The following is a 17,027-nucleotide window of genomic DNA, read 5'->3' as shown; positions in this document are numbered from 1 at the left end:
AACCTCCGATCGGATGGTAGCCTCCGTATTGGCACGATCCTCTTCGCTCTGACGGGAGCATGATCCGATGACGGAACACCGTTCACCCGCAGCCCCGGCCACCACCCCGCCGGGCGGCACCGCGAAGCTCGCGGACCGCACCGTCGCCCGTGTCGGCTTCGGTGTGATGCAACTGCACTACGCGACGGACGGACGCGAGGCGGCCCTCGGGCTGCTGCGCCAGGCGCTCAGCCTCGGCGTCAACCACCTGGACACCGCACACTTCTACGGCCCCTGCAACGAGCTCGTCCGCGCGGCGCTGTTCCCCTACCCCGACGACCTGGTACTGGTCAGCAAGGTGGGAGCCGACGAGGTCGACGGCAAGCTGGTCGCCGCCCAGCGGCCCGAACAGCTCCGGGCCCAGGTCGAGGACAACCTCTCGGTTCTCGGCGTGGAACGGCTCGACGTGGTGAACCTGCGCCGGGCCGACGCCCCGCCCGGACTGATCGCCGAGGGCGACCAGAAGGTCGACCTCGACAGCCAGCTCGCCGAACTCGTCGCGCTGCGCGACGCCGGGAAGATCGGTGGCATCGGGCTGAGCAACGTCTCCGCCGACCAGCTCCGCCAGGCCCTGCCGACCGGCGTCGCCTGTGTGCAGAACGACTACAGCGTCATCGAGCGGGCCACCGAGCCGGTGCTCGACCTGTGCCGGGAGCACGACATCGCCTGGGTGCCGTTCTGCCCGCTGGGCTCACGGTTCCCCAACCGTCCCAAGGCGACCGCGCATCCCGAGGTCGTCGCGGTCGCCGAGGAGATCGGCCGCACTCCGGCGCAGGTCGCGCTCGCCTGGCTGCTCGCGCGATACCCGCACACCCTGCTGATCCCGGGGACCGCCGACCCGGTCCACCTCGGCGAGAACATCGCCGCGGGAGACGTCAGCCTCCCTCCGGAGGCCGTCGCCCGCCTGGACCGGGTCCAGCCGTAGAACCGCCACGGCTCACCACAGCAGCGGGCCTCCATGGCTCATCGGGGCAGCGGACCGCCGATGGCTCACCAGGACGGCGAGCCGGCGCGCCTCACCAGGGCAGCGGCCCATTGACGTCGAAGAAGCCGCCGGTCGGCCCGTCGGGCCCGATCTGCGCCATGCGTACGATGATCTCGGCGCCCTGCTCGACGGTCTGATGGCCGGTGTTGCCGTTGAGGTCCGTCTTGGTGAAGCCGGGCTCGACGGCGTTGATCCGCATGGCCGGGAACGCCTTCGCGTACTGCACGGTCAGCATGTTGACCGCGGTCTTGGACGTCGGGTAGGCGATGCCCGGGTAGAAGTGCGCGGGGTGGTCGGGGTCGGAGAGGTTGGCCAGCGAGGCCAGGCCGCTGCTGACGTTGACCACGACGGGCGCGGCCGAGCGCTGCAGCAGGGGCAGGAAGGCGTGCAGCACCCGGACCACGCCGAAGACGTTCGTCTCGAAGGTGTTGCGCATCTGGTCGGCGGTCACGGTCTCGGCGGTGGGCACGGCGTTGCCCTCGCCCCTGGTCTCGATTCCGGCGTTGTTGATCAGTACGTCGAGTCCGCCGTCGGCCTCGACGGCCTTGACCGCCGCGTCGACCGTGGCGTCGTCGGTGACATCGAGCAGGACGAACCGTGCGCCCAGCTCCTCGGCGGCACGGCGGCCGCGCTCCGCGTCACGGGCACCCACGTAGACGGTGTGGCCCGCGGCGACGAGCCGACGGGCGGTCTCGCGGCCGATGCCCTTGTTCGCTCCGGTGATCAGTGTTGTCGTCATGCGTCCAGCCTGCGACGCGGCCGCAGCGGCAGCCAGGAGTCCCTTCTTCCTGGGACTGCCGGTACCAGGCACCGGCCCGGCCCACGGTGTTCACTGGGGGCATGACGGCGACGGAACTCGGCAAGGCCCTGCGGCGCTGGCGCGACCGGGTCTCCCCGCAGGCGGCGGGGCTGCCCGCCGGAGGCCACCGGCGCGCGAGCGGACTGCGGCGCGAGGAGCTGGCCCTGCTGGCGGGGATCTCGGTCGACTACGTCACGCGCCTCGAACAGGGCCGGGCGGCCAACCCCTCCGCGCAGGTGGTGGAGGCGCTGGCCCGGGCGCTGCGGCTGTCGGGGGACGAGCGGACGTATCTGTACGGGCTGGCGGAACTGGTGCCGCCGGGTCCCGAAGTGGTGCCGCAGTACATCACGCCCAGTGTTCAGCGGCTGCTGGACCGGCTGGTGGACACGCCCGTCACGGTCTCCGACGCGGCCATGACGCTGCTGCTGGCCAACCCGATGTACTCGGCGCTGATGGGCGACTTCTCCGGCCTGCGCGGCTTCGAACGCAACAGCGTGTGGCGCAACTTCCTGGGCCGGCCGTCCCGTGTGCGGCACACCCCCGAGGAACAGCGCGCCTTCCACGCGGGCCTGGTCGCCGAGCTGCGGGCGACCTCCGCGCGCTACCCGGCGGACCGCCAACTGCGGCGTATGATCGGTGAGTTGAGGGCGCAGAGCGAGCGGTTCGCGGAGCTGTGGGACGCGGGTGTCGTGGGCCGGCTCGACGCCTCCCACAAGACGATCGAGCACCCGCAGGTGGGGCTGATCACCCTGGACTGCGACCTGCTGCGGGTGGAGGAGAACGATCTGCACATTCTCGTCTACTCGGCTGAACCGGGCACCGAGGCCGCCGAGAAGCTGGAGCTGATCTCGGTGCTCGGCACCCAGAACCTGGTCGACACGATTTAGGACCTGTACCCGCGGGCCTGCTACCGGTACCGGCTTTCCTGGGCGCCGCGGGCGAGGCTCCGGCGCAGCGCCCGGGTGACGATCGGGGGCAGCAGGTCCGCGCCGATGCGGCGGGCCCGGGACCGAGGGCGGGGGCGGGCAGGCGTGGTCGTGGGCGCCGTCGTCTTCGCCGCGGGCTGCGGCGGCTCGGGTGCGGTGTAGTGGCGGGAGCGCGGGAAGGACGGCGGCTGCATTCCCTTCTGCGCGCGGGTACGGACCAGTCGGTGCCCGGCGGCGTGCTGGATGCTCAGACCGCAGTCCTCTCGCCCCCTGAGCAGCTCCAGCAGCTCCTCCTGGACCGGCGCCGGATCGCCCCAAGTGCCGTACAGCTTCTGGGTGCTGAGGCATATCGGGCGCAGTCCGCGGTTGAGCACGGCCTCCCAGGTGGCGACCGAGACGCCGGGGGTGTGCTCGGAGCGGAAGTCGTCGAGGACGACGATGCCGTCGGGGAGCAGCAGGTCGCGGGCCGCGCCGATGTCGTCGTGGACGTGCTCGTACAGGTGCGAGGCGTCGATGTGGACGAAGCGGCAGGTGCCGGCCTCCACCTCCTTGGAGATCACGGAGGTGGGGGCTTCGATCACCCTGGGCAGCGCGTCGTGGAAGGCCAGGTAGTTGCGTTCGAAGGTCTGGCGGGTGAGCGAGGAGTACGACTTCGCCGTCTCGGCCGCGTTCGCCCCGTCCGGCGCCTCGCCGCCGAACAGGTCGCAGACCGTGAACTTCTCGCCCTCCTGGAGGTGATGGCCGAGGAGGATCGCGCTCTTGCCCATGTACGCGCCGAGCTCCACCAGGTCGCCCCCGAAGCCCCGCGTCTCCTGCCGCTGAAGGAACCAGGTGAACAGCAGCTGGTCCAGCGGCGGGAACCACCCGGGGACGTCCTTGAGCTCGCCGGGAATCTTGTCGGTTGCTTGTGCAGTCGCCATGAAACGAGTGTGCTCACTGGGGACCGCACAAACTGTCGACCGATTGAACGTCCCATGAACAGCTCGGCCCGCCCCGTCCCCCGCGGGGTTAAACCCGCAGGCCAAGCAGGAAATCGGTCACCTGAGTGGGGTCCTCGGGTCCCAGGTGCCCCGCGTCGGGTACGTCATGGACGGTGAAGCGGTTGTCGGGGGTGAGCGCGTCGGCCTCGGCGATCATGCGGTCCTGGAGCTCGGGGGCCACGGTCCGGTCCTTGCCGAACCGCAGATAGGTGCGCGGGATCCGGCCCCAGGTGTCGGCACGCCCCACCGCCCGGCCGTCGTACGCGGTCATCGACTCGTCCGTCTGCAGGCCCTCCAGCACGCGCAGGAACCCGACGTCCGAGTAGTCGGCACAGATCATCTCCCGGAAGACGGCGAGGTCCCGCCGGTTCGAGGTGCGCCAGTTGAGGCGCACCACACCCAACTTCTCGGGGTCACCGACGAATTGATCCACCGGGACGATGCCGCGCCGTCCTTCCGGGGAGTCGGAGCAGGCGTTCGCCGACGGCATACTGCGACTCGGGCAGAACGCGGCCATGTAGCAGATGTGCGCGAGGAGTTCGGGCACGGCGTTGGCAACCCTGCTGACCGACGCGCCGCCCAAGCTGTGCCCGACCAGCACCACGGGATCGCCGAGTCGCGCGGCGCGGCGCACCGCGCCCGTGACGCGCCGTTCGAAGTCGTCCAGGGTGAGGGCGGCGACGGGCGAGGGTTCCGTGGCGAGCGCGCGCAGGTCCTGCGTCTGGTACGCCTGCGGCACGAACCGCTCGGTGCCGTGCAGGGGTTGGTCCACGGCGACGACACGATGACCGCGCAGCGCCAGCTCGCGCCCGATCGCCGTCCAGAACGCTCCGGCGCTGTGGGTGCCGTGGACCAGGACGTAGGTGCGTACGCGGTCGCCGTGGCGGGCTTTCGTCCTGCCGGCCGCTTCGGCGGCCGTGGCCCCGATGCCGGAGGCGAGCGCCACTCCTGCGGCGCCCGCCGAGAGCCGCAGCGCGTGCCGCCGGGAGGTCGGACGGGAGGCCGCACCCGAAGTGCGCGTCCGGTCAGGGGTGTTGGTCGTGTCGAGGTACTCGTTGTCAGCCATGCCCACGACGCTACGAAGCCGGTCGACACCCCACCATGGGCCTGCGCACCCGCCCGACGGTGCACCTGGCACCACCCCACGCACGACCGTCCGCGCGCGTCAGGTGGATTCGCGGACCACCAGACGGCATGCCACCGTGTGCACTCCCGGCACCGGCTCGGAGTCGATGGCCTCCAGGAGTCTCAGGGCGGCGATCCGGCCGATCTCGGCGAGGTTCATGTCGATGGTGGTGAGCGGCGGGCGGCTGGCCAGGGCCATGGTGTCCCAGTTGTCGTAGCCGACGACGGCGATCTCGCCGGGCACGTCCCGGCCCCGCTCGCGCAGGGTGTCGGCCACGCCGCGGGCGATCTGGTCGTTGCCGCAGAAGAAGGCGTCGGTGTCGGGTGCCGTGCGCAGCACCAGGTCGGCGGCGCGGCGCCCCCACGCCTCGCTCCACTCGCCGAAGTGCACGCGTCCGCCCGCGAGTTGAGCCTCCGACCGCTCCAGCAGCCCGACCGCGTGGCGGGCCCGGTCGCGGGCGGCGGCGTGGTGCTCGGGGCCGGTCACATGGGCGATCCGGCCGCGTCCCGTGGCCAGCAGGTGCTCGATCGCGAGGTGTGCGCCGCCCCGGTCGTCCGAGGCCACCGAGGTGTCGGAGGAGTCGGTGGAGGGTGAGAGCGCGTAGACGATCGGTATGCCCTCGACGCCGTTCAGCGGCGGGCGGGGGTCCGTGCGGCGGCCGGTGACGATGATGCCGTCCACCCTGCGGTCCATGAGGTTGCGCAGGTGGTGCTGCTCGCGGATGGTGTCGCCGCGGGTGTCGCACAGCAGAACGGAGATCTTGCCCGCGCCGAGCGCGTCCTCGGCGCCCAGCAGCACGGGTGTGCTGAAGCGGCCGATGCCGTCCGTGGTCATCAGGCCGACCGTCCAGCTGCGGCCCGCGTGCAGGCTCTGGGCGTGCTGGTTGGGCCGGAAGCCGAGCGTCTCCACGGCGTCCAGGACCCGCTGCCGGGTCTCGGGGCGCATCCGGCCGCTGCCGCTGAGGGCCTTGGAGGCCGTGCCCACGCTGACTCCGGCGAGGGCGGCGACGTCGGCGAGCTTCGCCCGGCCGGTGGGGGTGGAACGCTGAGCGGCTTCGGTCACGGGCAATCCTTTTCTCGCTGGTCGTTCCTGCCGGGTGGGGCGCGGCCCATGGTGGCAGGCGGCCGGGTGGAGTACCAGTCTCTGCGCAAGTGGAGAAAACTCATGCAGAACCCTTGACCTGCATTCCCCGGCTCCACTCTACTCTTCGGCGAGGAAAACGGTTGCTCAACGAGTTGCGCACAGCGTTGCTCAGCCGTAGTCCGCACACCCCGCTGCCACCTCCCGGAGAGCCATGCCCCGCACCCGCTCCGCCCAGCCCTCCCCCGCCGGCCCCGTCCGTCCCGGCGCCGACGCCCGCACCGCCCTGCGGCCCGCCACCGCCGAGGTGAACGCCGGCTTCTGGCACACCCGTCGTGAGGTCAACGCACGCACCTCCATCCCGCAGGGACCCGGCCTGCTGGAGTCCGCGGGCAATCTGCACAATCTGCGGCTGGCGGCAGGGGCCGCCGAGGGCGCCTTCCAGGGCGCGTATCCGTTCATGGACACGGACGTCTACAAGTGGCTGGAGGCCGCGGCCTGGCAGCTGGCCCAGGAGCCCTCCGCCGAGCTCGAGGCCGAGGTGGAGCGGATCGTCTCCCTGGTCGCCGCCGCCCAGCAGCCGGACGGCTATCTCAACACCTGGTACCAGCTGGTCAAGGGCGGCGAGCGCTACCAGGACCTGCGCTGGGGCCACGAGCTGTACTGCGCGGGCCATCTGATCCAGGCGGCCGTCGCCCACCACCGGGCCACCGGCCGCCGCGAACTCCTCGATGTGGCACGGAAGTTCGCCGACCACATCGACTCCGTCTTCGGACCGCCCGGCAGCGGCCGGCCGATCGACGGCATCGACGGCCACCCCGAGGTGGAGACCGCCCTGGTCGAGCTGTACCGGGAGACCGGCGAGCGCCGCTATCTCGATCTCGCCGGCTACTTCGTCGACCGGCACGGCCACGGGCTGCTCGGCGGCGAGGCCTACTGCCAGGACCGCGTCCCGGTGCGCGAGGCGACGAACGTCGAGGGCCACGCCGTACGGCAGCTGTACCTGCTGGCCGCCGTCGCCGATCTGGCGACGGAGACCGGGGAGCCCGAACTGCGCGGCGCCGCCGAGAGGTTGTGGCACGCGATGACCGCCACCAAGACCCATCTCACCGGCGGTCTGGGCGCCCATCACGAGTGGGAGGACTTCGGCGACCCGTACGAACTGCCCAACGAGCGCGCCTACTGCGAGACCTGCGCCGCGATCGCGTCCGTGCAGTGGAGCTGGCGCATGGCCCTGCTCACCGGCGGCGCCCGCTACTCCGACCTGATCGAGCGCACCCTCTTCAACGGCTTTCTGGCCGGTGTCTCCCTGGACGGCGAGCGCTGGCTGTACGTCAACCCGCTCCAGGTCCGCGACGGGCACACCGACCACGGCGGCGACAAGTCCGCCCGCCGCACCCGCTGGTTCCGCTGCGCCTGCTGCCCGCCCAACGCGATGCGACTGCTGGCCTCGCTGGAGCACTACCTCGCCAGCGGCGACGAGGACGGCCTGCAGATCCACCAGTACGTCACCGGACGGTACAGCTCCGGCTCGATGGCCGTGCGCGCCGAGACGGACTACCCCTGGCACGGCACGATCGCCCTCACCGTCGAGGAGAGCCCGGCCGACCGGCCCCGGACACTCTCTCTGCGCATCCCGCAGTGGTGCCGCGAGTTCCGGGTGCGCTGCGGTGAGCTGACGTACGACCAGACCGACGCTCCGGTCGACGAGGGCTGGCTGCGCATCGCGCGCACCTGGGCGCCGGGCGACCAGGTGGTGCTGGAACTCGGTCTGGAGCCCCGGCTCACGGCGGGCGACCCGCGCGTGGACGCGGTGCGCGGCTGCGCGGCGATCGAGCGCGGGCCGCTCGTGTACTGCCTGGAGGAGGCCGACCACCCCGGCGGCGGGCTCGACGACCTGGTCCTCGACCCGTCCCGCCCGCTCGCCGCCAAGCACCGCCCGGACCTGCTCGGCGGGGTCACGACCGTGGTGGCGGCCGGACGGCGGCGCGAGATCCCCGACGCGGGCTGGTGGCCGTACGGTCCGGCCTCCGGCGACGCGTCCCCGACGGCGGGCGAGCCCGTCGAGCTCACCGCCATCCCCTACTACGCGTGGGCCAACCGGCAGGACGGCGCCATGCGCGTCTGGCTGCCCACCTTCTGACGATCCGTCAACTCCGCCTACGACAACGAGGTCACCCCGTGATATCCACCCGCCGCACTCTCCTCGCCGCACTGGCCGCCGTCGGCACGCTCGTCTCCCTCACCGCGTGCGGAGGCGGCTCCGGCTCCTCGGACTCCTCCGACGGCGCCCCCTCGGGCACGTACACCTTCTGGGACCCGTATCCGCAGCTCGACGCCTCCTCGGCCTGGGGCAAGCTCGTGACCTCCTGCGGAACCAAGGCCGGGGTGAAGCTCAAGCGCACCCCGTACGACACCACCGACCTGGGCAACAAGGCCCTGCTGGCCGCCCAGCAGGGCAACGCCCCCGATGTGATGCTGGTGGACAACCCAGTGGTCTCCACGCTGGTGGAGGCGGGCATCCTGAACAAGACCAGCGACCTCGGGCTGGACACGAAGTCGATCCAGAAGAACATCATCGGCGCCGGCACCATCGACGGCCAGGCCTACGGCGTGCCGATCGGCGCCAACACCCTTGCCCTCTACTACAACAAGAAGGTCCTGTCCGCCGCCCACGTCGACCCGGCCTCGATCAAGGACTGGAACTCGCTCACAGCGGCGCTGCAGAAGGTCAAGGCTGCGGGCAAGAAGGGCATCACCTTCTCCGCGATCAACACAGAGGAGGGCAGCTTCCAGTTCCTGCCCTGGTTCTGGGGCGCGGGCGGTGATCTGACAAAGCTCGACAGCCCCAAGGGAGTTGCCGCTCTGACGCTCTGGCAGCAGTGGGTGAAGGAGGGCTACGCGCCCAAGGACGTTTTGCAGAACACCCAGACCACCGCCTGGCAGGAGTTCGCGACCGGCGACTACGCGTTCGGCGAGAACGGCACCTGGCAGCTGGGCAACGCGGACAAGGCCGGGTTCGACTACGGCATCATCAACATCCCCGGGCAGAAGGGCGGTTCGGCGCCGGTGCCGACGGGCGGCGAGTTCGTGACCGTGCCCGTGCAGAAGGACACCGCACGCTACGACGTCAGCAAGAAGATCGTCACGTGCCTGACCAGCGACAAGAATCTGCTGCCCACCGACACGACCCTGATGTACATCGCGCCCACCTCAGCGGTACAGACCGAGCAGGTGAAGCAGAACCCGAAGCTGAAGCCCTGGGTGGACGCGGTGGCAGCGGCCCGCGGCCGCACCAGCGGGGGTCTGGGCACCAAGTACCCGACCATCTCCCAGCCGATGTGGACCGCCGTCCAGGCAGCGCTGTCGGGCAGCAAGAGCCCCCAGGACGCCCTGGACACCGCCCAGTCGAGCGCGCAGAAGGGCTAGGAACGGCATGACCATCGCCCGGGTCGACCGTCCGCGGCGCGCGCCGGCCGGCGCGGGGACGGGCACCGCCGACGCCCCGTCCCTGTACCGCCGGCACCGGCGCAGGTCCCGGCTGACCGCACTCGCCTTCGTGGCCCCGCTGCTCGCCTATCTCGCCGCCTTCTACCTCTACCCGCTCTACCGCAACCTCGACCTGAGCCTGCGCGACTACACCGTCCGCTCGTTCGTGGCCGGTGACGCGCCCTTCACCGGCTGGGACAACTTCCAGAAGGTCCTGGACGACCCGGTGTTCGGCCCGGCGATGCGGCACACGATGGTCTTCACCTTGGTGTCGATCGCCTTCCAGTACGCCATCGGGCTCGCCCTCGCCATCTTCTTCAACCGGCACTTCAGGCTTTCGACCGTGCTGCGGGCGCTGTTCTTGATCCCCTGGCTGCTGCCGCTGATCGTGTCGGCGTCCACCTGGTCGTGGATGTTCAACAGCGAGTCCGGGGTGGTCAATTACTTCCTGCACTTCTTCGGTGCCGATCCGGTCGGCTGGCTCACCTCGCCGGACTGGGCGCTGACGTCGGTGATCATCGCCAACATCTGGATCGGCATCCCGTTCAACCTGGTCATTCTCCACAGCGGACTGCAGAACATCCCCGCCGAGCTCTACGAGGCGGCGGCGCTGGACGGGGCGGGCGCCTGGCAGCAGTTCCGCCGCATCACCTTTCCGCTGCTGCGCCCGGTGTCGGCGATCACTGTGCTGCTCGGCCTCGTCTACACCCTCAAGGTGTTCGACCTGATCTGGATCATGACCAAGGGCGGTCCGGGCGACGCCTCGTCGACGCTAGCGACCTGGTCGTACCAGCTCGGCTTCGGCACGCTGCTGCCCAAGTTCGGTCCCGGGGCCGCGGTCGGCAACATCCTCATCCTCATCGCGCTCGTCTTCGGACTGGCGTACATCCGCGTCCAGAGGAGGCAGGAAGCATGAAGTCCCGTGCCCGCGCCCGCGGTTACACGGTCATCGGGATCGTTCTCACCGCGCTGATGCTGTTCCCGGTGTACTGGATGCTCAACGTGTCCCTCACCCCGCAGCAGGACATGCGCAAGGACCCGCCGGACCTGCTCCCGCTGCACCCCACCTTCGAGGGCTACCGGGCCGTCCTGGACGACCAGTTGCCCTACCTCGGCACCAGCCTGCTGATCGGCCTGGGCACCGTCGCGCTCACCCTGCTGCTCGCCGCCCCGGCCGGTTACTCGCTGGCGAAGCTCCGGCCCAGGGGCGGCGGCGCGCTCGGACTGGCCCTGCTCATCGCGCAGATGATCCCCGGGATCGTCATGGCGATGGGCTTCTACGGCATCTTCCTGGACCTCGGGATGCTGAACTCCTGGTGGGGTCTTGTCATCGCGGACTCCACCATCGCCGTGCCCTTCGGCGTCATGATCTTCGCCGCGTTCATGTCGGGGATCCCGGGCGAGCTGATCGCCGCCTCGCGCATCGACGGGGCGGGGACCTTCCGCACCTTCTGGTCCGTCGTACTGCCGGTGAGCCGCAACGCCCTGGTCACCGTCTCGCTGTTCAGCTTCCTGTGGGCCTGGTCCGACTTCGTCTTCGCCAACACCCTCGACGGCGGGGGCGATCTGCGGCCCATCACCCTCGGCATCTACAAGTACATCGGCAACAACAACCAGGAGTGGAACGCGATCATGGCCACCGCCGTGGTCGCTTCCGTACCGGCGGCTGTGCTGCTGGTTCTCGCGCAACGGTATGTGGCGGCCGGGGTCACGGCCGGCGCCGTCAAGGACTAGCCCTGGCTGGTCACGGAAGCCGACGTCCCGGTGGCCCGGTGCTCGTACGCCCAACGGCGCGCCCCTGGCGCCGGGTTCGCCGCAGTCCCTGTGCGGCAGACGGCGGACCCGCCACTCCCCCAGGTGGTCGCCCACTCCTGGCCACCGGAACATCTTCCATCTCGTCCCGGTTTCTGGTGAGTTGGAAGACGAAGACGCGCTCGGCGTCCGGCTTCGATTCGAGGGGACCGAAGGCATGGCGACGACGGAAGCCCTGAGCACGCACAACGCCCATCCGACACAACTGTCAGCCCGTCTGGACCCACAACTCTCCCGCTGGCTCTGGCTGGTGAAGTGGCTGCTCGCGCTCCCGCACTACCTCGTGCTGGTCTTCTTGTGGCTGGCCTTCTTGGTGGTGAGCGTGGTGGCGTTCTTCGCGATCCTGTTCACCGGCCGCTATCCGCGCCCGCTCTTCGACTTCGTGGTCGGGGTGCTGCGCTGGAACTGGCGGGTGGCCTACTACGCGTACGGCGCCCTCGGCACGGACCGCTATCCGCCCTTCTCCCTCTCGGAATCCCCTGACTACCCGGCCCGGCTGGACGTGGCCTACCCCGAGCACCTCTCCCGCGGCCTGGTCCTGGTGAAGTGGTGGCTCCTCGCTATTCCGCACTTCCTGGTCCTGTACCTCATCGGCGGGGGCGTCCGTGTGGTCTGGTCGACGGGCGGACTGCTCGGTCTGCTGACCTTCTTCGCGGGTGTGGCCCTGTTGTTCACCGGGCGCTATCCGCGCGGGATCTTCGACCTGGTGATCGGGCTGAACCGCTGGGCCATGCGCGTGGCCGCCTACACGGCCCTGCTGACCGACGAGTACCCGCCGTTCCGGCTCGACCTGGGCGGCTCGGAGCCGGTCAGCCCGGCCCTGTAGACGTGGCGCCGAGTGCCGCGCGCAGCTCCGCGGCGGGGAACGGCGTGCGTTTGCTGCGGTGGAGCAGGCGGTTGGCGAAGTCGTCCAGGACGGCCGCGGTGCGGGCGTGCCGGTCGAGGAACGCGGCGGCCTCGGGAGGGACGCCGGCGGCTCGGCGCCCCGTGCTCCAGTCGCGCAGGAACGTCTCGCGGTCGACGTCGCCGCGCACGCGGTCCAGCAGGTGGTGGCGCAGGACGTGCGTGGGTACGTAGCAGCGGTCGTAGACAAGATGGTCCTTGAGGAACTCGGCTTCCTGTGGGGCGAGTTCGAAGCGGGAGCTCAGGGCGAGGCCGAAGTCGGCGACGTACACGCGGCTGCCGTCGGTCAGCAGGTTGTTGAAGTGCGCGTCGAAGTGGAACCAGGCCCCGCGAGCTCATGAACTCCGTCGCGCGGAGCACTTCGCGCTCCACCCACGGTAGGGCGTCGGGGTGTCCGTCCAGCCAGGCGGCGAGCATGTGCGGCACGTGTTCCAGGAAGAGGACGAGACTCGCGGACGCACCGCCGATGGCCTCCAGTCGGCGACGGACCGCCTGCGAGCCCTCCCAGTGCGCGACCGCTCCGTCCACTCCCCCGAACACATCGGCGAAAGCCTCCGGCGGGCTGTCGGGCAGGACCCGCCAGTGGTACAGCAGCGGGAACCCCGCCTCCTCGCCGCGCATCACCCAGGCGTTGGCCATGAGGTGCGCGGCCAGCTCCCGCCAGGCTCCGAAGCCGGCCGAGCCGATGCCGTACTGGTAGAAGAGCGGCAGCTCGAACAGGTTGGCCGTCGACCGCAGGTTCTCGGGGCGCCGTTCGAGGTCCGTCAGCGGGACGCGCTTCACGAAGACGCGCACGCCGTCGACCTCCAGCTCCGCCACCCGACCGCCGATGCCGGAGCCGAGGGCGGAGGCCGCGGCCACGGCGTCGGCGAGGCGGCGGTCGTCGAGCCGGTCGAGTGCGGAGTTCACCGTCGCGTAGGCGTTCAGGCGGGCGGGGCACAGGGCCTGGTCGCCGGACATCGACGGACCTCCTCGACCGGTCGGGTGTTCAGGAGCGTTCGCGTTCCTCCACCCAGATCTTCACCTTCCGGGGTCCCGACCGCACGACGTTTTCGTGCCTGTCACCGCCTCCTGGGACTTCGCGCCCGCCACGATGGCCTCGCGGATGCGGTGGTACGTACCGCAGCGGCAGACGTTGCGGATCTCGTCGAGGTCGGCCTCGGTGATGTCGCGGCCCTCCTCGCGCACTTGGCGGACCTTGGCGACGGCGGCCATGATCTGCCCGGGCTGACAGTAGCCGCACTGTGCGACGTCGTACTCGAGCCAGGCCTCCTGCATGGGGTGCAGGTCCTTGCCGACGGTGGCGGGCAGTCCCTCGATGGTCGTCACCTCGTCGGTCGGGGCGAGGTCCCCGACCGGCACGCTGCACGGGTTGAACGCCTTGCCGTTGATGTGGCTCGTGCAGGCCTTGCACACGCCGAGGCCGCAGCCGTACTTCGGCCCGGTGACGCCCAGGACGTCCCGCAGCACCCACAGCAGCCGTACGTCGTCCTCGATGTCCACGGTGACCGGTTCGCCGTTGAGGATGAAGGTGTGTTCGGGCACGGAGGGCCTCCTCGGCTCCTAGTGGGCGCGGCTCAGGCCGTCGGTGGGGGACGCCGGGATCGGCGGGACGGTGGGCAGCGGCTCGAAGCCGAGCGGGCCGTCGTGGTTGATCGGGAAGGTCGTCGGCATGGTTCCGGTGGCGCGTCCGTAGGCGCAGGCGACGGCCGCCATCGCGCCGGCCACGGCGAGTTCACCGGCGCCGCCGGGCTTTCCGGTGGTCGGCGGCATGACGACGATCTGCAGCTCCGGCGGGGTGTTCCACTGCCGGGTGTAGAAATAGTTGTCCCAACTGCCTTCCAGGAAGTGCCCGTTGTCCAGGTGCAGCCCCGAACTGAGGGCGATCGCAATGCCGTCCATGATTCCGCCCATCATCTGGGCCTGAAGGCCACGCGGGTTGACGGCGAGCCCCACGTCGACGGCGCAGACCACCTTGGTGACCCGCGGCCCGGTGTAGGCGTCGGGGACCTTGCGGCCGGTGGTCTCCGGGCGGCAGTCGATCTCCGCGAGGACCGCGACGTAGCCGTGGTACTCGGGGTGCAGGGCGATGCCCTGGGCCGTTCCGGCGGGCATGTCGCGCCCCCAGGCACCCCCCTCGGCGACCTTGTCGAGCACGGCCCGCGCGCGGTCGTCCTTCAGGAAGGTGCGTCGGAACTGATAGGCGTCCTTGCCCATCCTCCTGGCCAGCTCGTCCACCACCAGCTCCTGTGCGCACCGCACATTGGGCGAGTAGATGTTGCGCATCGAGCCGGTGTGGAAGCCCTTGTCGGTCTCACTGAGCAGCTGGGTGACCACGCCGAAGTTGTACGGCGTCTGCTGGGTGAGGGTGAAGATCGTCTCGGAGAACGTGAGGTCGCCGACGGGCAGTTGGGCCGCCTCGGCGGTGATGATCTCGCCGACGCCGTGGCCGAAGTCGGTGGCCACGGAGGTGTGGTGCTGGGCGTAGGTGAGGACTTGACCGAGGGCGTAGGAGGCGCGCACGCGCGAGGTGGACATGGGGTGGGCGCGTCCGTGCCGGAAGTCGTCGGTACGGTGCCACATCAGCCGGACCGGCTTGCCCGTCGCCCGGGAGATCTCGGCGGCCTCGGCGGCGCCGTCGTGGAAGAGCTTGCGGCCGAACGAGCCGCCGCCTTCGGTGACATGGACCTTGACGGCGGTCGTCGGCAGCCCGAGCGAGAGCGCGATCTGCTCCTGCGCGGTGATCGGGGACTTCAGGCTCGCCCAGATCTCGGCGGAGTCCTCGCGTACGTCGGCGACGGCGCAGTTGGGCTCCAGGGCGCTGTTGCCGGCGAAGTGGAAGGTGAAGCGGGCGTCGACGGACTTGGTGAGCAAGTCGAGCGCTGGCAGCGGGAGTTCGGCCCTGCGGAGTTCCTCGCGGATGGTGTCGTCGGACTCGCCTTCCGCCGTGCCGGGGCCCCAGGTGACCTGCAGGGCGCGTACCGCGTCGATGCACTGTCCGAAGGTGCGGCCGCGGACGGCGACGCCGGTGGAGATCCGTACGACGTCGGTGATGCCGGGCATGGCCCGCACCTCGTCCAGGTTGTCGACGGAGCGGACCGTACCGTTGATCGTCGGCGGCCGGCACACCATCGCGGGCAGCGCGCCCGGCACCTTCAGATCCATCGCGTACTGCTTGCGCCCGGTGACGGCTGCCAGCGCGTCGATGCGCCGCTGCGCGGTCCCGACGACCTTGAACTCGGAGGTGTCCTTGAGTACGACCGACACCTGACCGGTCGTCACCGACGCGGCCTTCTCGGCCAGTTCGCCGTAGGACAGGCTCCTGCCGGTGACGGCGGAGGTGATGACACCGGCCTTGGCGGTCAACGTGCCGAGGGCTTCGCCCAGTTCGAGCGCCGCGGCGTGCAGCAGCCGGCCGCGGGCGACGGCGGCCGCCACCCGGATCGGGGTGAAGGTGGAGATGGTGGTGTTGGAGCCGCCGGTGAGCTGGTTGAACAGCAGCTCGGGGCGGGCGTCGGCGAGGGTGACACGGACCTGGTCGAGCGGGAGGTCCAGCTCCTCGGCGACGAGCATGGCGCTGGAGGTGGTGATGCCCTGACCGACCTCGGCGCGGGGCAGGGCGAAGTGCGCGGTGCCGTCGGGGTCGAGCCGGATGGTGATCAGGTTCGCCGTGGGCAGCGCGGCATGGGTGAGCATGTCGTTGAGGTCGTAGATCTCGGCCGGTCCCGGCACGGAGGGGACGAGCGCCGCCGCCGGGGTGGGTGCTAGGACGGCCTCGCCGAGTTCGGCGGCGACGGTCAGCGTCGAGGCGGCGACGACGTATCCCAGGAATCTTCGTCGCCCCGGACCACTCGGCGCGGCGACGGCGTCCTGCGGCTGCGGGTTCTCGTGGGCTCCCATCGGCTGACCTCCCGGCACACGGCACTCGCCTCGATGGCGGCTCCTGACTGTGCACGCCGGGCGGGTGCCGCGATAGATCTCCGTGTCGCTTCCACACGGAAAAGCCATAAGTGGTCCGGCGTGTGAAGCGCCGGGGCCGTTCGTCATGCCAGGGCGCTTCGCGCCGCCGTGAGGGCCTGTTCGGCGTAGCCGCGGCCGAAGAGGACGGCGTGCACCAGGAGCGGGAAGAGTTGATGGAGGGCGATGCGGTCCGCCCATCCGTCCGCGAGCGGGGTCGTGTGGCGATAGCCGTCGAGGATGTCCCGCAGGTGCGGGCAGCCGAAGAGGTGGAGCATCGCGAGGTCGGTCTCCCGGTGGCCGCCGTGCGCGGCCGGGTCGATCAGCCACACCTCGCCGTCGGCTCCCCACAGCACGTTGCCGCTCCACAGATCGCCGTGCAGCCGGGCGGGCGGTTCGGCGGGACCGGCGAGTTCCGGCAGCCGCTCGCAGACGCGCTCGACGACGGCCGTCTCGGTCGGGCGGATCGTGCCCCGGTCGACCGCGGCACGCAGATACGGCAGCACACGGTGCTCGGCGTACCAGTGCGGCCAGTCGGTGCCGGGGACGTTGCGCATCGGGGCGAGTCCGATGTACGCGTCGACCGGACCGCCTGGTGGTGGCGCGCCGAACGCGGGTGCCCCCGCGGCGTGCAGGGCGGCGAGCCGCTGCCCGAACCGCCGGGCCGCCCGCGCCGTCGGCCGGCCCTGTGCCACCAGGTCGGTCACCAGCCAGCGGGCCTCGTGGCCGTGGACGTACGGGACGGGGACCGTTCCCGCCTCGGCCAACCAGCGCAGCCCCGCCGCCTCGGCCCGCGCCGACCCCGGATCCTCGGCGCGCTTGACCATCACCGACCGGCCGTCGTCCAGGCGGACTTCGGCGACCGCGCCGGAGAGCGGGCGCGCGCCACGCACCGTACGGCCGGTGATCCGGGCGGCGGCCGATCCCGGCC

The 17,027-nt window shown here is 70.8% G+C and carries 14 protein-coding genes and 1 pseudogene; 7 read left to right on the top strand and 8 right to left on the bottom strand.

Annotated features, from left to right (window positions below):
* The first annotated feature begins 67 nt into the window (after positions 1 to 67).
* Positions 68 to 964 (top strand): aldo/keto reductase, encoded by an 897-nt coding sequence (locus JYK17_RS04095; RefSeq protein ID WP_222809775.1) that lies wholly within the window; start codon positions 68 to 70, stop codon positions 962 to 964.
* Positions 965 to 1,055: 91 nt separating this feature from the next.
* Here the strand turns inward: JYK17_RS04095 and JYK17_RS04090 are convergent, their stop codons facing one another.
* Positions 1,056 to 1,763 (bottom strand): SDR family NAD(P)-dependent oxidoreductase, encoded by a 708-nt coding sequence (locus JYK17_RS04090; protein ID WP_108012419.1) that lies wholly within the window; start codon positions 1,761 to 1,763, stop codon positions 1,056 to 1,058.
* Between the two features lie 101 nt (positions 1,764 to 1,864).
* On the opposite strand from JYK17_RS04090, the gene JYK17_RS04085 reads away from it, so the two are divergent.
* Positions 1,865 to 2,710 carry a helix-turn-helix transcriptional regulator gene (locus JYK17_RS04085; protein ID WP_222809774.1) on the top strand — a complete coding sequence of 282 codons (846 nt, stop codon included), beginning with the start codon at positions 1,865 to 1,867 and terminating at the stop codon, positions 2,708 to 2,710.
* 20 nt (positions 2,711 to 2,730) lie between these two features.
* On the opposite strand, the gene JYK17_RS04080 is transcribed toward JYK17_RS04085, so the two are convergent.
* From JYK17_RS04080 to JYK17_RS04070, 3 genes are all read right to left on the bottom strand, one after another.
* Complete coding sequence (locus tag JYK17_RS04080) at positions 2,731 to 3,669, bottom strand: class I SAM-dependent methyltransferase (protein WP_222809773.1); 939 nt, start codon at positions 3,667 to 3,669, stop codon at positions 2,731 to 2,733.
* 88 nt (positions 3,670 to 3,757) lie between these two features.
* Positions 3,758 to 4,795: an alpha/beta hydrolase gene (locus JYK17_RS04075; protein WP_234548299.1), complete on the bottom strand. Its 1,038-nt coding sequence runs from the start codon at positions 4,793 to 4,795 to the stop codon at positions 3,758 to 3,760.
* A gap of 99 nt (positions 4,796 to 4,894) precedes the next feature.
* Complete coding sequence (locus JYK17_RS04070) at positions 4,895 to 5,917, bottom strand: LacI family DNA-binding transcriptional regulator (protein ID WP_222809772.1); 1,023 nt, start codon at positions 5,915 to 5,917, stop codon at positions 4,895 to 4,897.
* A gap of 232 nt (positions 5,918 to 6,149) precedes the next feature.
* On the opposite strand from JYK17_RS04070, the gene JYK17_RS04065 reads away from it, so the two are divergent.
* The 5 genes from JYK17_RS04065 to JYK17_RS04045 all read left to right on the top strand — a co-directional run bounded on the left by JYK17_RS04065 (position 6,150) and on the right by JYK17_RS04045 (position 12,062).
* Positions 6,150 to 8,078, top strand: a complete 1,929-nt coding sequence (locus tag JYK17_RS04065) for a glycoside hydrolase family 127 protein (protein WP_108012414.1) — start codon at positions 6,150 to 6,152, stop codon at positions 8,076 to 8,078.
* A gap of 38 nt (positions 8,079 to 8,116) precedes the next feature.
* Positions 8,117 to 9,364, top strand: coding sequence for a sugar ABC transporter substrate-binding protein (locus tag JYK17_RS04060; protein ID WP_108012413.1), 1,248 nt, complete (start codon positions 8,117 to 8,119; stop codon positions 9,362 to 9,364).
* Between the two features lie 7 nt (positions 9,365 to 9,371).
* Entirely contained in the window at positions 9,372 to 10,340 is a 969-nt protein-coding gene (locus JYK17_RS04055) for a carbohydrate ABC transporter permease (protein WP_108012412.1), read from the top strand.
* Positions 10,337 to 11,158 carry a carbohydrate ABC transporter permease gene (locus tag JYK17_RS04050; protein ID WP_222809771.1) on the top strand — a complete coding sequence of 274 codons (822 nt, stop codon included), beginning with the start codon at positions 10,337 to 10,339 and terminating at the stop codon, positions 11,156 to 11,158. The genes JYK17_RS04055 and JYK17_RS04050 overlap by 4 nt, the downstream gene beginning before the upstream one ends.
* Positions 11,159 to 11,393: 235 nt before the next feature.
* Positions 11,394 to 12,062: a DUF4389 domain-containing protein gene (locus JYK17_RS04045; protein ID WP_108012410.1), complete on the top strand. Its 669-nt coding sequence runs from the start codon at positions 11,394 to 11,396 to the stop codon at positions 12,060 to 12,062.
* Here JYK17_RS04045 and JYK17_RS04040 read toward each other — a convergent pair.
* From JYK17_RS04040 to JYK17_RS04025, 4 genes and pseudogenes are all read right to left on the bottom strand, one after another.
* A pseudogene (locus tag JYK17_RS04040) lies at positions 12,046 to 13,099 on the bottom strand (protein kinase family protein). The gene JYK17_RS04045 and the pseudogene JYK17_RS04040 sit on opposite strands and share 17 nt — an antisense overlap.
* Positions 13,100 to 13,159: 60 nt before the next feature.
* A complete protein-coding gene (locus JYK17_RS04035; RefSeq protein WP_128801144.1) occupies positions 13,160 to 13,684 on the bottom strand; it encodes a (2Fe-2S)-binding protein in 525 nt (174 codons plus the stop codon).
* 18 nt (positions 13,685 to 13,702) lie between these two features.
* A complete protein-coding gene (locus JYK17_RS04030) occupies positions 13,703 to 16,039 on the bottom strand; it encodes a molybdopterin cofactor-binding domain-containing protein (protein WP_222809770.1) in 2,337 nt (778 codons plus the stop codon).
* A gap of 143 nt (positions 16,040 to 16,182) precedes the next feature.
* On the bottom strand, positions 16,183 to 17,027 hold an 845-nt coding region (locus JYK17_RS04025; protein WP_222809769.1), incomplete at its 5' end, for a fructosamine kinase family protein.

This window comes from Streptomyces plumbidurans (assembly GCF_019857225.1).
In the GTDB taxonomy this organism is placed as follows: Bacteria; Actinomycetota; Actinomycetes; order Streptomycetales; family Streptomycetaceae; genus Streptomyces; species Streptomyces plumbidurans.
The sequence above is the reverse complement of the archived record's forward strand: the minus strand, read 5'-3'. Positions and strand labels throughout refer to the sequence as shown.

What these genes read in the sequence shown, in the direction of transcription:
- JYK17_RS04095 (WP_222809775.1), top strand. Translation starts at nt 68, where the DNA reads ATGACGGAACACCGTTCACCCGCAGCCCCGGCCACCACCCCGCCGGGC.
- JYK17_RS04090 (WP_108012419.1), bottom strand. Translation starts at nt 1,763, where the DNA reads ATGACGACAACACTGATCACCGGAGCGAACAAGGGCATCGGCCGCGAG.
- JYK17_RS04085 (WP_222809774.1), top strand. Translation starts at nt 1,865, where the DNA reads ATGACGGCGACGGAACTCGGCAAGGCCCTGCGGCGCTGGCGCGACCGG.
- JYK17_RS04080 (WP_222809773.1), bottom strand. Translation starts at nt 3,669, where the DNA reads ATGGCGACTGCACAAGCAACCGACAAGATTCCCGGCGAGCTCAAGGAC.
- JYK17_RS04075 (WP_234548299.1), bottom strand. Translation starts at nt 4,795, where the DNA reads ATGGCTGACAACGAGTACCTCGACACGACCAACACCCCTGACCGGACG.
- JYK17_RS04065 (WP_108012414.1), top strand. Translation starts at nt 6,150, where the DNA reads ATGCCCCGCACCCGCTCCGCCCAGCCCTCCCCCGCCGGCCCCGTCCGT.
- JYK17_RS04055 (WP_108012412.1), top strand. Translation starts at nt 9,372, where the DNA reads ATGACCATCGCCCGGGTCGACCGTCCGCGGCGCGCGCCGGCCGGCGCG.
- JYK17_RS04050 (WP_222809771.1), top strand. Translation starts at nt 10,337, where the DNA reads ATGAAGTCCCGTGCCCGCGCCCGCGGTTACACGGTCATCGGGATCGTT.
- JYK17_RS04045 (WP_108012410.1), top strand. Translation starts at nt 11,394, where the DNA reads ATGGCGACGACGGAAGCCCTGAGCACGCACAACGCCCATCCGACACAA.
- JYK17_RS04030 (WP_222809770.1), bottom strand. Translation starts at nt 16,039, where the DNA reads ATGGGAGCCCACGAGAACCCGCAGCCGCAGGACGCCGTCGCCGCGCCG.